General features: G+C 76.3%; 18 protein-coding genes. 5 read left to right on the forward strand and 13 right to left on the reverse strand.

The window, feature by feature from the left end; all coding sequences use genetic code 11:
• Positions 1-60: 60 nt before the first annotated feature.
• The 4 genes from MN205_RS09520 to MN205_RS09535 all read right to left on the reverse strand — a co-directional run bounded on the left by MN205_RS09520 (position 61) and on the right by MN205_RS09535 (position 4,487).
• Positions 61-2,157, reverse strand: a complete 2,097-nt coding sequence (locus MN205_RS09520; RefSeq protein WP_242126632.1) for a bifunctional UDP-sugar hydrolase/5'-nucleotidase — start codon at positions 2,155-2,157, stop codon at positions 61-63.
• Between the two features lie 107 nt (positions 2,158-2,264).
• Complete coding sequence (locus MN205_RS21800; RefSeq protein WP_242126634.1) at positions 2,265-3,212, reverse strand: NUDIX hydrolase; 948 nt, start codon at positions 3,210-3,212, stop codon at positions 2,265-2,267.
• A 7-nt stretch (positions 3,213-3,219) separates the two neighbouring features.
• Positions 3,220-3,585 carry a DUF3817 domain-containing protein gene (locus MN205_RS09530; RefSeq protein ID WP_242126636.1) on the reverse strand — a complete coding sequence of 122 codons (366 nt, stop codon included), beginning with the start codon at positions 3,583-3,585 and terminating at the stop codon, positions 3,220-3,222.
• Positions 3,582-4,487: an SURF1 family protein gene (locus MN205_RS09535; protein ID WP_242126638.1), complete on the reverse strand. Its 906-nt coding sequence runs from the start codon at positions 4,485-4,487 to the stop codon at positions 3,582-3,584. The genes MN205_RS09530 and MN205_RS09535 overlap by 4 nt, the downstream gene beginning before the upstream one ends.
• A 206-nt stretch (positions 4,488-4,693) precedes the next feature.
• Here MN205_RS09535 and MN205_RS09540 point away from each other — a divergent pair, with 206 nt between their 5' ends.
• Complete coding sequence (locus tag MN205_RS09540; protein ID WP_242126640.1) at positions 4,694-6,040, forward strand: PLP-dependent aminotransferase family protein; 1,347 nt, start codon at positions 4,694-4,696, stop codon at positions 6,038-6,040.
• On the opposite strand, the gene MN205_RS09545 is transcribed toward MN205_RS09540, so the two are convergent.
• The 9 genes from MN205_RS09545 to MN205_RS09585 all read right to left on the reverse strand — a co-directional run bounded on the left by MN205_RS09545 (position 6,037) and on the right by MN205_RS09585 (position 15,967).
• Positions 6,037-6,789: a glutamine amidotransferase gene (locus MN205_RS09545; RefSeq protein WP_242126642.1), complete on the reverse strand. Its 753-nt coding sequence runs from the start codon at positions 6,787-6,789 to the stop codon at positions 6,037-6,039. The two genes, MN205_RS09540 and MN205_RS09545, sit on opposite strands and share 4 nt — an antisense overlap.
• Before the next feature lie 33 nt (positions 6,790-6,822).
• The gene (locus MN205_RS09550; RefSeq protein WP_242126644.1) at positions 6,823-7,458 is read right to left on the reverse strand and encodes a hypothetical protein; all 636 of its coding nucleotides are present in this window, start codon (positions 7,456-7,458) and stop codon (positions 6,823-6,825) included.
• A gap of 108 nt (positions 7,459-7,566) precedes the next feature.
• The gene (locus tag MN205_RS09555; RefSeq protein WP_242126646.1) at positions 7,567-8,595 is read right to left on the reverse strand and encodes a bile acid:sodium symporter family protein; all 1,029 of its coding nucleotides are present in this window, start codon (positions 8,593-8,595) and stop codon (positions 7,567-7,569) included.
• Positions 8,592-9,116 (reverse strand): FBP domain-containing protein, encoded by a 525-nt coding sequence (locus tag MN205_RS09560; protein ID WP_242126647.1) that lies wholly within the window; start codon positions 9,114-9,116, stop codon positions 8,592-8,594. Before MN205_RS09560 ends, MN205_RS09555 begins: the two co-directional genes overlap by 4 nt.
• A gap of 73 nt (positions 9,117-9,189) precedes the next feature.
• Positions 9,190-9,777, reverse strand: coding sequence for a TetR/AcrR family transcriptional regulator (locus MN205_RS21805; RefSeq protein ID WP_242126649.1), 588 nt, complete (start codon positions 9,775-9,777; stop codon positions 9,190-9,192).
• Between the two features lie 160 nt (positions 9,778-9,937).
• Complete coding sequence (gene guaA, locus MN205_RS09570) at positions 9,938-11,515, reverse strand: glutamine-hydrolyzing GMP synthase (protein ID WP_242126978.1); 1,578 nt, start codon at positions 11,513-11,515, stop codon at positions 9,938-9,940.
• 247 nt (positions 11,516-11,762) lie between these two features.
• Positions 11,763-12,614: a nucleoside hydrolase gene (locus tag MN205_RS09575; RefSeq protein ID WP_242126650.1), complete on the reverse strand. Its 852-nt coding sequence runs from the start codon at positions 12,612-12,614 to the stop codon at positions 11,763-11,765.
• Between the two features lie 63 nt (positions 12,615-12,677).
• Complete coding sequence (locus tag MN205_RS09580; protein ID WP_242126653.1) at positions 12,678-15,320, reverse strand: alpha-L-rhamnosidase; 2,643 nt, start codon at positions 15,318-15,320, stop codon at positions 12,678-12,680.
• Positions 15,317-15,967 (reverse strand): TetR/AcrR family transcriptional regulator, encoded by a 651-nt coding sequence (locus tag MN205_RS09585; RefSeq protein WP_242126654.1) that lies wholly within the window; start codon positions 15,965-15,967, stop codon positions 15,317-15,319. Before MN205_RS09585 ends, MN205_RS09580 begins: the two co-directional genes overlap by 4 nt.
• Positions 15,968-16,105: 138 nt before the next feature.
• On the opposite strand from MN205_RS09585, the gene MN205_RS09590 reads away from it, so the two are divergent.
• The 4 genes from MN205_RS09590 (at position 16,106) to MN205_RS09605 (ending at position 20,117) form a co-directional block, all read left to right on the forward strand.
• On the forward strand, positions 16,106-17,407 hold the full coding sequence (locus MN205_RS09590; RefSeq protein ID WP_242126656.1) for an MFS transporter: 1,302 nt from the start codon (positions 16,106-16,108) through the stop codon (positions 17,405-17,407).
• Positions 17,408-17,506: 99 nt separating this feature from the next.
• Positions 17,507-18,751, forward strand: a complete 1,245-nt coding sequence (locus MN205_RS09595; protein WP_242126658.1) for a family 1 glycosylhydrolase — start codon at positions 17,507-17,509, stop codon at positions 18,749-18,751.
• Positions 18,752-18,891: 140 nt separating this feature from the next.
• A complete protein-coding gene (locus MN205_RS09600; protein WP_242126981.1) occupies positions 18,892-19,422 on the forward strand; it encodes a PadR family transcriptional regulator in 531 nt (176 codons plus the stop codon).
• The gene (locus MN205_RS09605; RefSeq protein ID WP_242126660.1) at positions 19,419-20,117 is read left to right on the forward strand and encodes an ABC transporter ATP-binding protein; all 699 of its coding nucleotides are present in this window, start codon (positions 19,419-19,421) and stop codon (positions 20,115-20,117) included. Before MN205_RS09600 ends, MN205_RS09605 begins: the two co-directional genes overlap by 4 nt.
• The last annotated feature ends 41 nt before the right edge of the window (positions 20,118-20,158 follow it).

Consider the following 20,158-nt stretch of genomic DNA (forward strand, 5'->3'; position numbering starts at 1 on the left):
GGGGCCACCCAGGGAGGTCCCGGGTGGCCCCGCGGCGGACGAGCCGTCGGACGGGCGACGTCAGGCGCGGGCGCCCCGCCGCCGGCTCACGCCGATCAGCAGCCCGCCCACGAGGACGAGCCCCGCCCCGCCGGCCACGTACGGGGCGACCTCGGTGCCGGTGCGCGCCAGGCGCCCGGTGCCGGTGACCGCCGTGCGGGTGGGCCGGCTGCTGGGGCGCGTGGTGCGCACCGGTGCCGCGGACGCCGAGGAGGTCGGCGCGGGCGCGGGCGCGGCGGTCGGCGCGGCGGTCGGCGCCGGGACGGGCGCCGACGTCGTCGGCGCCGGGCTCGGGGCCGCCGCGGCCACCGCCGAGCGCGGCTCCCGGTCCGCGGTCAGCGGCTGGTTCTCCGGCAGACCCAGGTAGGCGGTGAACGCCTCCAGGTCGGTCCTGCCCAGCTCGGTGCGCTCGGTGCCCTCGGCGAGGGTGGCGAAGTTGTCCCCGCCGGAGGCCAGGAAGCTGTTCACCGTCACCCGGTACGTCGCCGCCGGGTCCAGCTCCCGCCCGTCCAGGGTGACCGAGGTGACGTGCTGCCCGGCGGGCGCGTCCGGGTCGTAGGTGAAGAAGAAGCCGTCGGAGACGCCGAGGGCCAGGAACGGCCGCGAGGAACCCTCCGGCTGCCACTGCTCCTCCAGCACCTGGCGCACCTGCGCCCCGGTGAGGGTGAGGGTGACCACCGAGTTCGCGAACGGCTGCACGGCGGCGGCCTCGGCGTAGGTGACGACCCCGTCGCCCTCGGAACCGGAGGCGGTGAACTCCAGGTCGTCCCGCACGCCGCCGGGGTTCATCAGCGCGATCTGCGCGCCCGCGCCGCGGGTCTGCTGCAGCTGGGCGTCGGCGATGAGGTTCGCCAGCGGCGACTGCGTGCCGCGGTCGTCCTCGGCCCCGGTGAACGCGCGGGTGACGTCGGCGGTGATGCGGCCGACCGGGCGCGCCCCCTCCTCCGCGGCGAACGCGACGGCCTCGTCCACGATGCCCTGCACCTCGGCGTCGGGCGTGAAGCCCTGCACGGGGACGACCTCGTGGGCCTGGGCGACGACCTCTCCGGTGGCGTCGTCGACGTTCAGGACGACGCGGTCGAGGGCCGTGCCGTAGGACTCGGCGGACAGCACCGGGCGGGCAGCCTGCTTCCCCCCCACCGGGAACTCGCAGTCGTAGAGCTGGTGCGTGTGCCCGGAGAGGATCGCGTCGATCTCCGCGGAGGCGCCCCGCACGAGCTCGCCGAAGCGGCCGGTGGCGCGCACCTCCTCGCAGTCCGTGCCCTCGGAACCCTCGTGGGCCAGCAGCACCACGACGTCGGCCTCGTCGTTGGCGGTGTCGCCGTCGGACAGCTGCGCCGCGACGCGGTTGGCGGCCTCGACGGGGTCGGTGAACCGCAACCCGGCGATGCCGTCGGGCGCCACGAGGCTCGGCGTGGCCGTCGTGACGACGCCGACGAAACCGACGCGCACACCGCCGACGTCGGTGGTGGCGAACGCGGGCATCGCGGGGCTGCCGTCTGCCTCCAGCACGTTCGCCCCCAGGTGCGGGAAACCGGCCAGCCCGCTCTCGCCGTCCACGCCGACGCGGTCGGTCAGGTCGGCGTAGCCCTTGTCGAACTCGTGGTTGCCGACGGCGGAGACGGCCACGCCCATCGCGTTCAGGGCCTCGAGCGTGGGTTCGTCCTGCTGGATGAACGAGGTGAACGTGGAGGCGCCGATGTTGTCGCCGACCGAGACCGCGACGGTGTTCGGCTGCTGCGCGCGCAGCGCGTCCAGCGCCCCGGCGAGCTGGGCGACGCCGCCGATCGGGGCGCCGTCCTCGGTCTCGTCGGGCGCCTCCAGGCGGCCGTGCAGGTCGTTGAACGCGCCGATCTGGATCTGCGTCTGGCCCGGGGCGGGGTCGGGCAGGATCTCGCGGAACCCGCTGGTCCCCTCGGCGACGACCGTCGCGGTGGCGGTGGGCGTCGCGCTGGCGGTCGCGGTCGCGGTGGGCATCGCGGTGGCGGTGGGCGTCGCGGTCGCGGTGGGCGCGGCCAGGGCCGCGGGGGCCAGACCGGCGCACACCACGCCCAGCGAACCCGTGAACGCCACGAGACCGGCAGCAGGACCGACGAGTCGAACGAGGGGACGGCTCATGAGCTCGCTTCCACGGAGGGGGACAGGCGCGCGGAGTCTGCCAGTCGCGGGGTCCCCTTGGGAACGGTCCCGGGACCGGACGTGCCCCGCGTCGTGCCCCGGGAGCCTCAGGCCCCGCCGGCCGCCCAGCCGCCGGGGCCGCTCTCCCGCTGCCGCAGCGCGATCTGCACGCCGCGGTGCGCGACGCCCACCAGGGCGCACCGCTCGGCCTCGGCCAGCGGGACCCACGAGCCGGCGTCGGTGCTGCCGCCGACGTCGAGCACGCGCGGGGCGCGCACCTGGCGGGCGGTCGCGGTGACCAGCACCCGCACGGCGTGGAAGTCCTCCAGCACCCCGCGCGGGGACCGGCCGGTGAAGTGCTCCGAACCGATGTCGGCCAGGCCGTCGACCTCCACGTCCATGCCGGTCTCCTCGTGGACCTCGCGCACGGCGGCCGTCAGCGGGTGCTCGCCGTGGTCGACGCCGCCGCCCGGCAGCGTCCAGCGCCCGGGGCTGGGGGTGAGCGCCGACAGGCGGGTGAGCAGGATCTCCCCGGCGGGGCTGACGACCACGGCGTAGGCGGCCAGCCGCTGGCGCACCACGGGCACCGACCCGTCGGCGGGGGCCTGGAGCCGGCGCAGCTCGGCGGGCTCCACGCGCACGCGCGCGTCGGCCACCAGGGGGTGGGCGTGGGTGCCGGGGTCCGGCACCCACCGGGCGGGGCCGGCCGCACCGCCCCGGCCCGGTCCGGCGGCGGTCGCGCCCAGCACCACGTGCACGGTGTGCAGGTCCACACCGCCGGGGTGGCCCGGCACCTCCTCACCGAGGGCGCGGCGCACGTCGTCGCGGACCTCCAGCGGCCCGGCCACCCGCGCGGGCGGTGCACCGGCGGCGGCGAGCGCCCGCTGCGCGCCGGCGACGGGGGTCTCGCCGTGCGCGAGGACCGCCCACGGCAGGACCGCCCCGGGCGGGTCGTCGCGCACGAGCAGCCGGCCGCCGGAGCGGAGCGCGACGTGCACGGCGACGCGCTGCAGGGCGGGGCGCTCGCCGGTGGTGCCCGGGCCGGTCGTCGTCACGGGCTCCTCAGCTCGCCGCCGGGCGGCCCGCCAGCTGCTCCTCGACGGCGCGGTGGTTCTTGCGCTCGGCGTAGAAGGACAGGAAGGGCACGGTGCCGGCGAGCGCGGTGAGCAGCATCCGCGACCACGGCCAGCGCACGCGGGTGCCGAGGTCGAACGTGGTGATGAGCAGCAGCACGTAGAACAGGCCGTGCACGGGGCCCATGACGCGGGTGATGGAGTCGCCGCGGTCCAGGGCGTACTCCTGCACCATGCCGGCGACGACGAAGAGCAGGCCGATGCCCGTGATCCACGCCATGACGCGGTAGCGGGTCAGGGCCGAGCGGACCCGGCCGGTGCCCTGCAGGGCCGGGGCGGTGCGCTCGGTGCTCATCGGGTGCTGCTCACGTCTCGTCCTCCCGGACCGTCGGCGGGTTGTGGGGACCGATCCTGCCGGGGCGCGGCACCGGCGGCACCGGCGGGGTCGCCCTCGAGGACGCGCTCGGGGTCGCCCGCGAGGGCGGCCCGCCGGTCGGCGCGCAGGTCGCGCAGAGCGCGGCGCCACAGCACGAGGGCGAAGCCGGCGAACACCCACCACTGCGCGGCGTAGGCGAGGTTGCGCCAGTCCAGGTGGCGGGTCGACTCACCGGGGTCGGCCGGCGGCACGGCGCGCAGCGCGGTGGCGTCCGCACCGGCCGCGGCGACGGGCTCGGCGGCGGTGACGTAGGCGCTGGCCACGGGGTAGTCCACGCGGTTGACGAGGTCGGCGGCGCTGACGACCCACGTCTGCCCCTCCGGCAGCGCGGCGGTGGACGGGGCGACGTCGGAGACCTCCGGGGGCTGCACGACGCCGAGGAGGTCGACGGGGCCGGTGGGGGCGGCGGGGGCGGCGGTGCCCTCGGGGACCCAGCCACGCACCAGGGGCACCCCGGTGCCGTCGCCGAGGCGGACCAGGCTCAGCGCCCAGGAGCCGGCGCGGCCGTCCAGGGCGCGGCCGGGCACGAGCAGGTCCACCGCCGGGTCGACGGTGCCGCTCACCGCGACGCGGCGGCCCACCTCGTCGCGGGAGAGCGCCGCCGCGGCGGAGCCGCCGTCGGCGGCTGCGGAGACGACCTGCTCCACGTCCACGACGGGCAGCGTCGCGGGGGCCTGGCTGATCACCACGTTGCCCCGGTTCCACTGCCACAGGCCCAGCACGACGCAGACGGCCGCGACCAGCCACGCCACGGCGGTGAGCACGACCACCTGGGTGGCGGCGCGGCGCGCGCCGGTGCCTGTCCGGAGGGAGTGGGCCACCCCCGAAGGGTACGCGGCGCGGGCGGGCGTCCCGCCGCCCGGCAGCGGCCGCCGGGGCCGGGCGGCGACCGGCGGCGCGCGGCGGCGGGCGGTAGCGGCGGCGGGGCGGCGGTAGCGCGCACGAGGGCCGGCGCCCCGCCCTGCGGCCCGCGCGGTCGGTAACACTATTGTGCGCAACCATGCAGTCGGGTAGCAGCGTGGAACGCGTGACCGCCACGCTCCGCGAGCGGGCGTGCGCCCTGCCCACGGGGGCGCGGTTGCCGAGCAGCCGGGCCCTCGTCGCCGAGCTCGCCGTGGGCCCCGTCACGGTCCAGCGCGCCATCGACCAGCTCGTCGCCGACGGCACCGTCGTCACCCGCCCCGGCGCGGGCACCTTCGTCGCCCGGCCCACCGCCACCACCACCGCGGACACCGGCTGGCAGCAGGTCGCCCTCGGCGCCTCCCCCGTGCAGGCCGGCGGGGTCGTCGCCGCCCTCAGCGCCCCGCCCGAGGACGTCCTGGACATGGCCCGCGGCTACCTGGACGTGGCGCTGCAGCCGACCTCGCGGCTGGCCGCCGCCAGCGCCCGCGCCGCGCGCCGCCCGCAGGCGTGGTCGGTGCCGCCACCGGCGGGCCTGCCGGAGCTGCGCACCTGGTTCGCCGGGCAGCTGGGCGCCGACCGCGAGGACGTGCTCGTCACGCCCGGCGGGCAGGGGGCGCTGTCCACGGTGCTGCGCTCCCTGGTGCCGGCGGGCAGCCCCGTGCTCGTCGCGGTGCCCGGCTACCCCGGGGTCATCTCGCTGCTGCGCAGCGCGGGGCTGGTGCCGGTGCCGGTGCCCTCCGACGCCGACGGCGTGCGCCCGGACCTGCTGGAGCGGGCGTTCGCCACGACCGGGGCGCGGGTGCTGTACGTGCAGCCCACCTACGCCAACCCGGACGGCTCGGTGCTGGCCGCCGAGCGGCGCCGCCCCGTGCTGGAGGCCGCGGCCGCCGCGGGCGCCTTCGTCGTCGAGGACGACTACGCGCGTTGGCTGGGTCACGGCCCCACGCCGCCGCCGTCGCTGCTGCGCGACGACACCGACGGGCGCGTCATCACCGTGAACTCCCTGACGAAGGCCGCCGCCCCGAGCCTGCGGGTGGGGTGCGTGGTGGCCAGGGGGCCGGTGGCGCAGCGCATCTCGGCGCTGCGGGTGGTGGACGACCTCTTCGTCTCCCGGCCGCTGCAGGAGACCGCGGTCGAGCTCGTCACGGGTGCCGGGTGGGGCGCGCACCTGCGCGCGCTGGCCGCCGCGCTCTCGGCCCGGGTGGACGCCGCGTGCTCGGCGCTGGCGCGGGAGCTGCCGGAGTGCTCCTGGACGCGACCGCGCGGTGGTTTCTCCCTGTGGGTGCGGCTGCCGCGCGGCGTCGACGACGTGGAGCTGGCCCGACGCGCCCTCGTCGAGGGCGTCGCGGTGGGCCCGGGTCGCCACTACGTGGTCTCCGAGCAGGACACCGCGCACCTGCGCCTGTGCGTGGCGGGGCTGCCCACCGCCCACGTCGGGGAGGCGGTGCGCCGCCTGGCCGCGGCGTTCTAGGACCGCCGGTAGCGCTCCACGAAGCGGCGCAGGACCCGGGAGGCGACCTGCACGCGCGAGCGCCGCAGGCGCGCGACGACCTCGTCGTGCTCGTGCGGCGGGAAGTAGCCGGAGTCGCGGTAGGCGCCCACGCGCTGGACGATCCCGTCCACGTCCAGCTCGGGGTGGAACTGGGTGGCGTAGAGGTTCTCCCCCACGCGGAACGCCTGCACGGGGCAGGCGGGCGAGGTGGCCAGCACCACCGCGTGCGGCGGCGGCACGCGCAGCGCCTCCTTGTGCCCGACGAACGCCTCGAACGTGTCCGGCAGCGCGCCGAGGACGGGGTCGGCGCGCCCCGCGGCGGTGAGGGTGACGGGCGCCGTGCCGATGGGCTCGCCGTACGTGCGGTCCACCACGCCGCCGCGGTGCACGCCGAGCGTGCCGATGCCGTAGCAGGCGCCGAGGAACGGCGCGTCCGCGGCGACGACCCGGTCCAGGAGGGTGGCCAGCTCCCGCTCGACGCGGCGCTGCACGTCCGACTTCGACCCTTCGGGGTCGCTGGTGCAGAACGGGCTACCGCCGACGACGACGCCGGAGAAGTCGTCGAGGTCGACCTCCGGCATCGGCCCGCGCTCCAGGCGGACGCGCACCAGTTCCCCGGGGCGCAGCCCGCCGTGGCGCAGCACGGCGGCGTGCTCGGCGTCGGCGACGCCGTCGTGCTCACGGGTGGCCAGGAGGAGGAACGGCTTCCCCCGGCGCACGGCGCTCACGCACCGGCCTCGGGGCCGGTGGGGGCGGTGTCCTCAGGCACGGCCGGCGGGCGAGGTCCGCCGCTCGCCGTCACCGGGGAGCACGAGCCCGCGGCGGGAGCGGCTGTGCGCGTGGACCAGCAGCCCGGCCACGAGGGAGCCGCACGTGCCGGCGAACAGGTCGACCACCGTGTCCGTGTACCCGACGTGCATCCCCCGGGGGCTGAACTGCTCCACGGTCCACTCGTAGAACTCCCAGCCCACGGCGATGGTGACTCCCGTCAGCGTCGTCCACAGCACCGGCGCCCACGAGCGCAGGTGGGTGGGCAGCTCGCGGGGCCCGGGCAGCAGGCGCCACTGCACGAGCACGTAGTAGGCCACGGCGGCGATGCTGCCGGGGGTGAGGAAGTGCACGACGACGTCGAACCAGGAGATGGCGCGGTACCAGTGCTGCACGGACGCCCACATGGCCAGCAGCAGGAGCACGGAGAACGCCCCCGCGAACGTGGGCGGCACGGCGGCCAGCCGTGCCGTGACGATCGCGCCCAGCACCAGGCCGAAGCGCACCGCCTCCTCCCACCTGCCGGACACCAGCACCACCACGACGCTGCCCACCGCGACGAGCAGGGCGAGGTCGAGGACCCACCGCCCGACGCGCCGCGCATCACCCCCCTGCGGGTCCCTGGCCACCTCGGTCCCCTCCCGTCCGGCGGGCGCGTTTGCGTCCCTGCACACGACAACCCTGGACGGCGGGTGGGGCCGCCGCCACTCGGGCGCCGGGCCCCCGCCGGGTCCCCGTCACGGGCGCCCGGGAGCCATCCGGCCGGCGAGGGCGGAGCACACGGTGATCTGCAGCGGGTGGTAGAGGATGACCGGCAGGGCGACGAGGCCCACGACGTGCGGGTCGAACAGCACGGTGGCCATCGGCAGCCCGGTGACCAGCGACTTGTTCGATCCGCAGAACATCGCCGTGACGCGCTCGGGGCGGGCGGCGCCCCACAGCCGCGGCGCCCACCACGCCGCGGCGAGCACCGCCGCGAGCAGCACGGCCGCGCAGGCGAGCACGACGGCGACCTCGGCCGGGTGCACCTGCTGCCACACGCCCTGCCGCACGCCGCGGCTGAACGCCGCGTAGACCACGGCGACGATCACGCACCGGTCCAGGAGGGACAGCGACCGGCGGTGCCGGCGGACCCACCCACCGAGGAACCTGCCGGCGGCGAGGCCCGCGAGGAACGGCACGAGCAGCTGCAGCACGATCCTGCCGAGCGCGGCGGCGTCCGGCCCGGCTCCGGAGGAGCCCAGCAGCAGCGCGGCCAGCAGCGGGGTGAGCCCGATGCCGGCGAGGTTGGAGGTGGTGGCGCTGACGACGGCGCCGGGCACGTTCCCGCCAGCCACGGCGGTGAACACCACGCACGACTGCACGGTCGACGGCAGAGCCGCGAGGAACAGCAACCCGGCGACGAGGCCGTCGTCGAGGAACCACCCGGTCGCCAGCGCCAGCAGCAGCCCCAGCAGCGGGAAGAGCACGTAGGTGGCGGTGGCGATGGTCCCCTGCAGCCGCCAGTCCCGCAGACCGCGCAGCGCCTCGGCCGGTTCGGTGCGGACGCCGTAGACGAAGAACAACAGGGCCACGCCGGCCGTCGTGCCCCGCGACAGGCCCGTCGCGACGGCACCACCGGCCGGCAGCAGGGCGGCGACCGCTATGGCTGCGAGGACGGCGAGGACGAAGGGCTCGACCCGGCGCGGTCGCGGGGCGGCGGGGCGGCGCTGCACCGCGGCGGGGCCGGGTGCAGCCGGGCCGCCCCCGCGCGGCACCGGGGTCACGCGCCGAGCACCGAGTCCACGAAGGCGCCCGCGCGCCGCGCCAGGTCGGCGCGGCGCTCCTCCACGGTGCGGCCGGGGTCGGGGCGCACCGCCGAGGTGCCCTTCTCGACCTCGACGCACCGCGCGCACGCCAGGTCGGCGCAGGCGTACACGCCGACGGTGTCGCCGCGGCGGCCGGCGGCCCCGGCGCGGGGGGCGGCGAACAGCGCCACGTCCCCGGCGGAGCGCGTGGTGCGGCACAGGTCGCACATCGCGGCGGCGCGCGCTCCCCCGCTGCTGGGCGCGCGCAGCAGCAGCCCGCGAGCCTCACCTCTCGCGAGGACGAGCAGGCAGCCCCGCTCGGGCGCCTTGGGGTCGCGCCAGCCCACCACGGGCGCGGTGGCGGTGTCCGTCTCGCGCACCCAGGCGGGGACGTTCAGCCGCGACGCCTCCCCCTTGCTGCAGTTGCGCAGGGCGCGGCGCACCACGTCGTCGGTGAGCACCAGCGGGCGCACGCCCACCCCGGTCACCTCGTCGGTCACGGTTCCTCCTCCGCGGGCCCGCGGCCCGCTCCTCGATCGTCCGTCGTCAGCGGTCGCACCGGCCGCGATCGCGTCAGGCGCCCGGCGCGTCCTCGCGCGGCCAGGACGCCAGGGCGCGGTCCACGCCGCGCAGCGTGGCCAGCCAGGACGCCTCCCGGTCCCCCTCGGAGCCGAAGCCCCCGGCCGCCTCCAGGGTGACGAAGCCGTGCAGGGCGCTGCGGGAGAAGCGGACGGCGTCGGTCAGCGCATCGGGCGGCAGGGCGTACCCCTCCAGCAGGCGGTAGCTGAGCTGCACGATCCGCCGGTGACCCTCGCTCGCGGCCGCGACCTCCGGTGGCAGCCGGACCGTCGTGGCGGCGTAGCGGCCGGGGTGCTCGAGCACGTAGCGGCGGAACGCCAGCGCGCACCGGGTCAGCGCCTCGGCGCCGGAGACCCCGGCGATGGCTTCGGCCAGCGCCTCGGAGAACTCCGCCGCGGCCTGCACCGAGACGCGCTGGCGCAGGTCGGCGGCGCTGCGCACGTGCGAGTACAGGCTCGCGTCGGCGACGCCGAACCGGCGGGCCAGGGCGGAGACGGTGACCTTGTCCAGCCCCACCTCGTCCGCCAGGTCCGCCGCGGCCTCCACGAGCCGCGCCGCGGTGATGCCGGCCCTCGGGGACACCGCCCCCTCCTCTCCCTAGGGCTACTAGGAAGAATCCTAGGCCTCCTAGGAAGGTGGTGTCCACCCGGCCACCGGCACCCCCGGCGGAGGGGAGGCAGGGGACGGGACCCGGGAGACGGCGAGGGNGGGTGCCCGGCCCTCGCCGTCGCTCAGGGAGAGCTCACTCCCACTCGATCGTGCCCGGCGGCTTGCTCGTCACGTCCAGCACCACGCGGTTCACCTCGGGCACCTCGTTGGTGATGCGGGTGGAGATGCGCGCCAGCACCTCGTACGGCAGGCGGGTCCAGTCCGCCGTCATGGCGTCCTCGGAGCTCACCGGCCGCAGCACGACGGGGTGCCCGTAGGTGCGGCCGTCGCCCTGCACGCCCACGGAGCGAACGTCGGCCAGCAGCACCACCGGGCACTGCCAGATCTCGCGGTCCAGGCCGGCGGCGGTCAGCTCCTCGCGGGCGATGGCGTCCGCCGCCCGCAGCGTCTCCAGCCGCTGCGGGGTGACCTCGCCGACGATGCGGATGCCCAGGCCGGGGCCGGGGAACGGCTGGCGCCACACCATCGCCTCGGGCAGGCCGAGCTGCTCGCCGACCGCGCGGACCTCGTCCTTGAACAGGGCGCGCAGCGGCTCGACCAGCTCGAACTTCATGTCCTCGGGCAGGCCGCCGACGTTGTGGTGGCTCTTGATGGTGGCCGCGCCGGTGCCGCCGCCGGACTCCACGACGTCCGGGTAGAGGGTGCCCTGCACGAGGAACCGCACCTCGCCGCTGCCGCCCTCGGCGGCGATGACGTCGGAGGCGGCCTGCTCGAACACGCGGATGAACTCGCGGCCGATGGTCTTGCGCTTGGCCTCGGGGTCGGTGATCCCGGCGAGGGCGTCGGCGAAGCGCTGCGCGGCGTCCACCACGTGCAGCTTCACACCGGTGACGGCGACGAAGTCCTGCTCGACCTGCTCGGCCTCCCCGGCGCGCAGCAGGCCGTGGTCGACGAACACGCAGGTGAGCTGATCGCCCACCGCGCGCTGCACCAGGGCAGCCGCCACGGCGGAGTCCACGCCGCCGGACAGGCCGCAGATCACCTTGCCGTCGCCGACCTGGGCGCGGATGCGGGCGACCTGCTCGTCGATGACGTTGCCGGTCGTCCAGTCCGCCGGGACGCGCGCGCCCTCGCGCAGGAAGTTCACCAGCACGTCCTGCCCGTGGGTGGAGTGCTTGACCTCCGGGTGCCACTGCACGCCGTACAGGCGGCGCTCGTCGTCCTCGAACGCCGCGACCGGGGTGTCGGCGGAGGAGGCGACGACGCGGAAACCCTCGGGGGCGCGGGCGACGCTGTCGCCGTGGGACATCCACACCGACTGCTCGGCGGGCTGGTCGTGCAGCAGCGTGGAGGCGGCCGGGTCGGTCAGCTGCGCCACCGTGCCGCCGTACTCGCGGCGGCCGGTGCGCTCGACCTCGCCGCCGAGCGCCTTGGCCATCGCCTGGAACCCGTAGCAGATGCCGAGGACCGGCACGCCGGCCTCGAACAGCGCCGGGTCGACCTGCGGGGCGTCCTCGGCGTACACGCTGGACGGGCCGCCGGAGAGGATCACCGCGGCCGGGTCCTTGGCGAGGATCTCCGCCACCGGCGTCGTGCTGGGCACGATCTCGGAGTAGGCGTCGGCCTCGCGCACGCGCCGGGCGATGAGCTGGGCGTACTGGGCGCCGTAGTCGACGACCAGCACCGGGCGGTGGGCGCGCTCGGCGGCCACCTCGGCGGGGGCGGTCTGGGTGGTCTCGGGCGCGTCCGGCGTCACGGGTCCAGGGTATCCGGCGGGGGCTGCGGCACCGCCCACCGGCGTGGGGGCAGCACGGTCGTCCCGCCTCGACGGGCGCCACCTCCCCGGCGGGGTGCCGCCACCTCCAGCGGGCGGGTCCTGGGCGTGCGCGCCGGCGACGGCACCGCGCCGCTCACCCGCTCCGAGCACCGCGACCGCTCGGCCGGGTGAACCGCAGCGGTCAGTGCGGACGAGCCGGGGCCGCGCGGCGAGCGTGCCCGCGGAACAGCGCCACCATGTCGCCGAAGACCAGCTGCCCGTCGAGCCGGGTGCAGGTCCGCGTCCCGTCCGGCTCGTCGAGCCACGTGCTGGACTCCGGCGACAGCGCCGTCCCGACGAGCGGGCAGCTGTCGCCGAGGGGCCACACGGCGTCGACCTCGAAACCGTCCGGCAGCGGCAGCTCGACGAACCGGCGCCACAGCCAGGCGCCCAGCGGCCCGCAGCCGTCGAGCACGTCCTCGAGCTGCGCGACGCTCCACGCGCAGGTGCGGTAGGTCTCCAGCGGGAACTGCCAGCGGCGCAACCCGGGCACGCCGAGGACGTGCGCGGCAGCCGCCTCGTCGGTGTCCCGGTTGTACTCCGGGCGGCCCGTGGACGAGCCGCCGACCCAGGACAGCGTCATCCGCTCGGCGATCCGCGGGTCGTGGTGCAGGGCCTCGGCGACGTTGGTCAGCGGCCCGGCGCAGACGACGACCAGCGGCAGCGGGTCCTGCCGGCGGGCCGCCCGGACGATGGCCGTCGCCGCCTCCGACGGCGGCCTGGCCGGGTCGAAGGGCTCGTCGGAGCCCGCGTGGACGGCGGGGGCCGGGCCACCCACGACGTCGACGAGTTCCGCGGCCAGGGCCGCCCCCCGCGCGCTGCCGCCGGCCGGGGGGCCGAACAGCGGGGACAGCAGCGAGCTCGTGACGGCCTCGACCACGTTGCCCGGTGAGAGCAGGTGGTGGGCCAGCGCCACGAGACCGTCGGGGTCACCCGCCCAGTCGTTGTCGACGACGACCCGTGAGCGCCGGGCGACGGTGAGCGTCTTCGGCACGTGATCTCCCTCTCGTGCGGGTGAGCGGTGCATCCCGCGGCTCGCGCCGCGGCACCGGTGTCGTCAGGCTCCGGTGAAGGCGGCGGGCGCCTGAGCGGGGACGCCCTGCGTCACCGTGCAGGTGAAGCGGTGCACGCCGGCGGCCACGGTGATCGGGTCGGAGCCGTCCGGCAGGTGCACGTCGGCCTCCGTCGACGGCGGGACCACGACCTGCAGGGCGAACGCCTCCCCCTCGAGCGTCCACGACACCGCGGCCCGCCCGTAGGGGGTCTCGTGCGCGGTGCGCGCCCGGGTCAGCGCCGGGTGCGGCAGCGGCGCGATCCGCAGGCGCCGGTACCCCGGCGCCGCGGGCGCCAGGCCCCCGACGCGCCGGTGCAGGAAGTCCGCGACGGCGCCGAAGGCGTAGTGGTTGAACGACGTCATGGTGCCGGGGTTGATGGAGCCGTCCGGGAGCATGGAGTTCCAGCGCTCCCAGATCGTGGTGGCGCCCATCGTCACCGCGTACAGCCACGACGGGCACTCCGTCTGCAGCAGCAGGCGCCACGCGGTGGCGCCGTGGCCGGTGTCGGCCAGGGCGTCGCACACCAGGGGCGTGCCGAGGAAACCCGAGCCGACGTGGTACCCGTCGGTGGCCACCTGCTCGGCGAGCAGCTCCCCGGCGCGTTCGCGCTGCTCGGGCCGCAGCAGGCCGAAGGCCAGCCCGAGCGCGTACGCGGTCTGGGAGGGGAAGGCGGCCCGGCCGCTGGGGGTGACGTACTCGGTGCGGAACCGCTCGGCGACGCGCTCGGCGAGCTCGCCGTAGCGCTGCCGGGCCTCGTCCTCGCCCAGCACGCCCGCGGCGTCGCGCACGATCCGGGCCGAGCGGGCCAGGTAGGCCGTCGCGACGGCCTGCCACGGCAGGCGCGCGGCCCACGGCTGGTCGTCGGGGGCGGCCGCGTCCAGCCAGTCGCCGAAGGAGAAACCGCCGCTGGCGAAGTCCAGCGCGTCCCCGGCCCGGGCGGCGAACGCGTCGACCCAGGCGGTCATGGAAACCCACTGACGGCGCAGGACACCGGCGTCGCCGGAGCGTTCGTACAGCGTCCAGGGCACCACGGTGGCGGCGTCGCCCCACCCGGCCTCGGCGCCCAGCGGGGGCAGGTTCGGGTCGACGTCGGCCCACGGCACGTAGACCGGGACGTTGCCGTCGGGGTGCTGGTCGGCGGCGAGGTCCGCGAGCCAGCCGGTGAGCATTCCGGTGGTGTCGTACAGGTAGGCCGCCGTCGGGGCGAAGACCTGCAGGTCGCCGGTCCAGCCGAGGCGCTCGTCGCGCTGCGGGCAGTCGGTGGGCACGTCGAGGAAGTTCCCGCGCATGCCCCACACCACGTTCTCGTGCAGGCGGTTCAGCAGCGGGTCGGAGGTCTCGAACTCGCCGGTGCGGCGCAGGTCCGTGTGCACGACGACGGCCTCGAGGTGCTCCGCCGTGAGCTCGCCCGGCCAGCCGTCCACCTCGGCGTAGCGGAAGCCGTGGAAGGTGAACTCCGGTTCCCAGGTGAACGCCCGCCCGTCCAGGACGAGCTCGTCGGTCGCCCGCGCCGCGCGCAGCGGGCGCACGCCGAGCTCCCCGTGCTCGAGCACCTCGGCGTGGCGCAGGGTCACGACCAGTCCGGGTTCGCCGGCCGGCACGTGCAGGCGCAGGCGCCCGACGAGGTTCTGGCCGAAGTCGACGAGGGTGCGCCCCGAGGGCGAGGTGGTGATCTCCACGGGGCGAACGCTCCCCTGCCGCCGCACGGGCGGTCCGTCGGGGGCGACGAGCGTGGAGGTGTCGAAGGGCTCGACCGTCACCGCGTCCCAGCCGGTGTCGTCGAAACCGGGGGCGTCCCAGCCCTCCAGACGCCGCCGCGCGTCGAAGGTCTCGCCCGCGTAGAGGTCCGCGCGCGTGACGGGCCCGAGCGTGGAGCGCCACGAGGCGTCGGTGCCGACGACCGTGCGGGTGCCGTCGGCGTGTTCGACCTCGAGCTGGACCAGGGCCGCCGTCGTCGCGCCGTAGACGTCGCGCAGACCGGCGAAGCCGAGGTAGCCGCGCCACCAGCCGTCGGCCAGGTGCACGCCCAGCGCGTTGCGGCCCTCGCGGAGCAGGTCGGTGACGTCCCAGGTGCGGTAGCGCAGCCGGGTGGCGTAGCTCGTCCAGCCCGGGTGCAGCACGTCCTCGCCCACGGGGGCGCCGTTGAGGTGCAGCGTCATGACGCCGTGGGCGCTGGCGCGCAGGCGGGCGCGCACCACGCCGCCGGGCACGTGCACCTCGCCGCGCAGCAGCGCGGCGGGTTCGCCGCCCTCACCCGCCGGAGGCAGCGCGGGAGCCACCATCCGCGCGCTCCACAGGCCCGCCTCCAGCAGCCCGGTCTCCAGCACGGTCGGCGCGCTCCACGCCGAGGGCTGCTCCGCCTCCCCCCACACGCGAACGCGCACCGAGCGGCGCTCGCGGCTGCCCAGCGGTGCGGCGGGCCAGGCGACGAGCACCTGCTCGGCCCCGTCGACGCGCCCGGTGCGCAGCGGCTCGCCCGGGCGGTCCGGGTCGCTCACCTCGACCTCGTGGGCGCGCTGGGCCCAGCCGGCCTCGTCGGTGTCGACGACCCAGGACAGGCGCGGGCGGTCCTGCCCGATCCCGAGGGGCTCGCGGTGGTGCTCGACGGTGACGGGCCGGACGACGGCCCGCTCGGTGGTGCTCATGACGCTCCTGCTGTCGACGGGGCGGGTCCCGCCGGCGACGGCGCCGGGCCGGGGACCACGAGAGGGGTGCGGAGGAAGCCGCTGATGTGGCAGCGGATGTCCTCGGCCATGTCGACGTCGAGCCCGTCGAGCCACAGCAGCTCCAGGCCCTCCGTCGTGGCCAGCGTGCTCAGCGCGGCGCGGCGCGGGTCGACGCCCTCGCGCAGCCCGCCCGCCGCGGCCTCCTCGGCGAAGGCCGTGGTCACGGCGTCGGCGATGTGCCGGAAGCGCTCGGTGAAGTACGCGCGGGCGGGGTGCTCGGGGTCGGTCGCCTCCGCCGCCAGGAGCGTGTAGAGCTGCACGACGCCGCGCTGGCCGGCCTGGAGCCGGGAGATCTCGACGAGCCCGGCGAGGAAGTCCCGGCCGTGCCGGCCTGCCAGCAGCAGCTCGGCGCGCACGTCGCGCTGCTGGAGGACCGCCTGCAGCAGGGCCATCTTGCCGCCGGAGAAGTGGTGCAGGACACCGGTCTGGGTCATGCCCACCGCGCGGGCGATCTCGTTGACGGAGCTGCCGGTGTAGCCGCTGCGTGCGAACACGGCGAACGCGGCCTCGAGGATCTGGCTGCGGCGCTCGGCGCTCTTGCGGTACTCGCCGCGAGGTCCTGCCATGCGGCCAAGCTAGCAGGATCACGACGAAAACATTGACCCCTTCAGGTTTTGCCTCTAGCGTCCTCGCCACCCCCTGAGACGGGGCGTCAACGTCGACACCGGCCGCCGCGAGGCGGCCCCGCCCGGCAAGGAAGCCCGATGACCCTCTCCTCCGACCCCACCTCGGCGTCGCGCGCTCCCGGCTCCCGGCCGCTGGACGCACCGCCCCTCGACGCGGCGCCGGCCACCCCGCTGCCGCGCGGCTTCGTCCCGCTGCTCGTGCTCGCCGCGGTCGGCGCGGGTGCGGCCCAGATGTCGGCCGCCCTGCTCACGCTGACGCTCAAGGCCACCGAGCTCGACGCCGCCGGCGCGGCGACGATCATCTCCCTGTCCAGCGGGATCGCCGGCATCTTCACGCTCGTCGCCCTGCCGACCGTGGGCGCGCTGAGCGACCGCTCCCGCTCCCGCTTCGGCCGGCGCCGCCCCTACCTCGTCGCCGGCGCGGCCTCGTTCGCCTTGGGCAGCACGCTGCTCGTCACGGCGCCGAACGTGCCGGTGTTCGTGCTGGCGCACCTGCTCATCACTCTCGGGTTCATCGCCGCCGGCGTGACGACCACGGCGCTGCTGGCTGACCGGTTGCCGGCCGAGCGCCGAGGCCCCGCCGCCGCGTTCCTCAGCCTGTCCACCGCCATGGGCGCCCTGCTGGGCATGGCGGTGGCGCAGCCGTTCGGGGCGGACCTGCGCCCGATCGTCGGGATCCCCACGGCCCTGGCCGTCGTCGCCATGCTGGCGCTGGCCGCCGTCCTGCGCGAGCAGCGCTCCACGCAGGCGCGCACGCCGCTGCGGTTGGGTGAGGTCGTCGGGATCTTCTGGGTCAACCCGCTGCGGTTCCCCGACTTCGCGCTCGTCTTCACCAGCCGCCTGCTCGTCTTCTGCGGTGTCGCGGCGCTCAACGGCTTCCAGGCGCTCTACCTCCTGCAGCACCTCCACCTCGAACCGGCGCAGCTCGGCGGGGCGATCCTGCTGACGGTGGTCGTGAACTGCGGGCTCTCGCTGCTGGTCGCACCGGCGATCGGCAAGCTCAGCGACCGACTGGGCGTGCGCCGGCCGTTCATCCTGGTCGCCGCGCTCGTCCTGGCCGCCGGACTCGTCGTGGCCTCGGTGGCGACGAGCTTCCCCGCCTACCTCGTCGGCTGCGCCGTCATCGCCCTCGGCCAGGGCGTCTACTTCGCCGTCGAACTCGCTCTGGCCACGCAGGTGCTGCCCGACCCGGAGAACCCGGCCAAGGACCTGGCGCTCATCAAGGTGGCCGACAACCTGCCGGTCACGCTCGTCGCTGCCGCAGCGCCGGCACTGCTGGCGATCGGGGACGGGCAGAACTACTCCGCCCTCTTCATCGCCGGCGCCCTGTGCGCGATCGTCGGCGGCCTGCTCATCCAGTTCATCCGCGGCGCCCGCTGACGACCGGCGAGGGGTCCGGTCCCCACTGGGCCGGCCCCTCGCACCGGTGCGGCACCATCGCACCGCACGACCCGGCACCCCCAGAAGGAGAGCAACGACATGAACCACCCGTTCCCCGAGGACTTCCTGTGGGGCGTGGCCACCGCCGGGCACCAGGGCGAGGGGGACAACGTCCACAGCGACACGTGGTTCCTGGAGAACACCACCCCCACCCTGTTCGCCGAACCCAGCGGCCCGGCCTGCCGCACCCTGCAGCGCTGGCCGCAGGACCTCGACATCGTCGCCGGGATGGGTTTGAACGCCTACCGCTTCTCGGTCGAGTGGGCGCGGGTGGAACCGCAGCGCGGGCAGGTGGACCGCTCGGCGCTGGAGCACTACGAACGCCTCGTCGACGGCTGCCTCGAGCGCGGGCTGGCGCCCGTGGTCACCTTCAACCACTTCACCGCGCCGCACTGGTTCGCCGCAGCGGGCTCCTGGCTCGCCGACGACGCCGCCGAGCTGTTCGCCGCGCAGTGCGAACGCGTCACCGCACGCCTCGGCGACCGGATCACCGCCGGCGTCACCCTGAACGAACCCAACCTGGAGCAGCTGCTGCAGGCCGGCGGGAAACTGCCCCCGCAGGCCGAACAGCTCAAGCGCGACATGCTCGCCGCCGCGGCCCGCGCCGCGGGTACGGACCGGTACTTCGCCTCCAACGTCATCCCGGCCGACGCGCAGGACGCCTTCCAGGAGGCGATGACGCACGCCCACCGCGCCGCGCGCGCAGCGATCAAGGCGCAGCGCGCGGACCTGCCCGTCGGGATCTCCATCGCCATCGCCGACGAGGTCGCGCTGCCCGGCGGCGAGGCGCACCGCGACGCCAAGCGCACCGCCGTGTACGACCACTGGCTGCACGTAGCGCGCGAGGACGACTTCATCGGCGTGCAGAACTACGAGCGCGTGCTGCACGGACCCGAGGGCGAGGTGCTGCCCGACGGTCCCCGCAACGGCATGGGCACCGTCATCGAACCCGCCGCGCTCGCCGGGGCCGTCCGCTACGCGCACCAGGTCTCCGGTGCGCCCGTCCTGGTCACCGAGCACGGCATCCAGACCGACGACGACGCCCAGCGCGCCGCCTTCGTCCCCGCCGCCCTGGAGCACCTCGGCGACGAGGTGGCCGCCGGCACGCCCGTGCTGGGGTACTGCCACTGGACGCTGCTGGACAACTTCGAGTGGATCTTCGGCTACGGCCCCAAGCTGGGCCTGGTGGCGGTGGACCGCGAGACGTTCGAACGAACCCCGAAGCCCAGCGCCGAGGCGTACGCGGACGCGGTCCGCGCTCACCGCACCGTGCCGGTCGGCTGACACCCCCGCCCCGGGAGCTCCTCGCCCGGCCGCGCCCCGGGAGGGGAGCGGCCGGGCGCGTCGCGCCCGGGTGGCCGGCGTTCTCCGCCGCCCAGCTATTCACTCCGTACATACTTCGGGTGTACAAAGGTGCCGTGTCCATGACCGAGCTGCACCTGGCGCTCCTGCTGCGGGGGCCGGCGCACGGCTACGAGGTGAAGCAGGCGTACGACCGCTGGTTCCCCGACGCCAAGCCGCTGGCGTTCGGGCAGGTGTACGCCACGCTGGGGCGGCTCGTGCGCGACGGGCTGGCCGAGGTGGTCGAGACCCGTTCCGAGGGGGGGCCGGAACGGACCGTCTACGCGGTCACCGACGAGGGCAGGGAGCGGTTGCGGGCCTGGCTGGCCGAACCCGCTCCCCCGGCCGTCGCCGGCACGGAGGACGTGGTGCGCAAGACCGTCGTCGCGCTGCGCACCTCCGCGCCGGGACGGGCGGCGCGCGCCGTCGCCCTCGACCAGCGCACCGCGCACCTGCGCCGGATGCGCGAGCTGCAGGCCCGCGACCCCGCCGCGGACGACGTCGCCACCCGCCTCGCGCACCGGTACGCCGTGCTGCACCTGGACGCCGACCTGCGCTGGCTCGACGAGGCCGTCGAGGCGCTCGACTCCCCCACCCCCGAGGAGCCCCGGTGACCGCTGCGCCCCCGATCCCCGACCCGTCCCTGGAGCTGCGCGCCGTCGCGCACTCCTACGCCCGCACCCCCGCGCTGCGGGGCGTCTCGCTCACCCTGCACCCCGGTGAGGTGGTGGCCGTCACCGGCCCCAGCGGGTGCGGCAAGTCCACCCTGCTGCACGCCGCCGCCGGGCTGCTCACCCCGCAGGCCGGGTCCGTGACCCTCCTGGGCCGCGACCTCGCCCGGCTCGACGAGACGGAGCGCGCGGTGCTGCGCCGCCGGGAGGTCGGCATCGTGCTGCAGTACGGCCAGCTCGTGCCGGACCTGCCGCTGCGGGACAACGTCGCCCTGCCGCTGCTGCTCGACGGCGGCGACCTCGCCGCCGCCCGCACCGCCGCCCACGACGCCCTGGCTCGCGTCGGCCTGGCCGACGCAGCGGGAGCGGTGCCGCAGGAGGTCTCCGGCGGGCAGGCGCAGCGCGCCGCCGTCGCCCGCGCGCTGCTGACCTCCCCGCGCGTGCTGCTCGCCGACGAGCCCGTCGCCAGCCTCGACGCCACCGGCGGCCGGCAGGTGCTCGACCTGCTGCTGGACGTGGCCCGCCGCGACGGTGGCGCCGTCCTGCTCGTCACCCACGACAACACCGCCGCCGCGCTCGCCGACCGTGAGGTGCGGCTGCGCGACGGGGCCGTCGAGCACGAGGCGGTGCTGCGGTGAGCGCGCTGACCCGCGAGGCCGTGCGGACGCTGACGGCGGTG

It is taken from the genome of Kineococcus sp. TRM81007, assembly GCF_022669155.1.
Taxonomy (GTDB): Bacteria; Actinomycetota; Actinomycetes; order Actinomycetales; family Kineococcaceae; genus Kineococcus.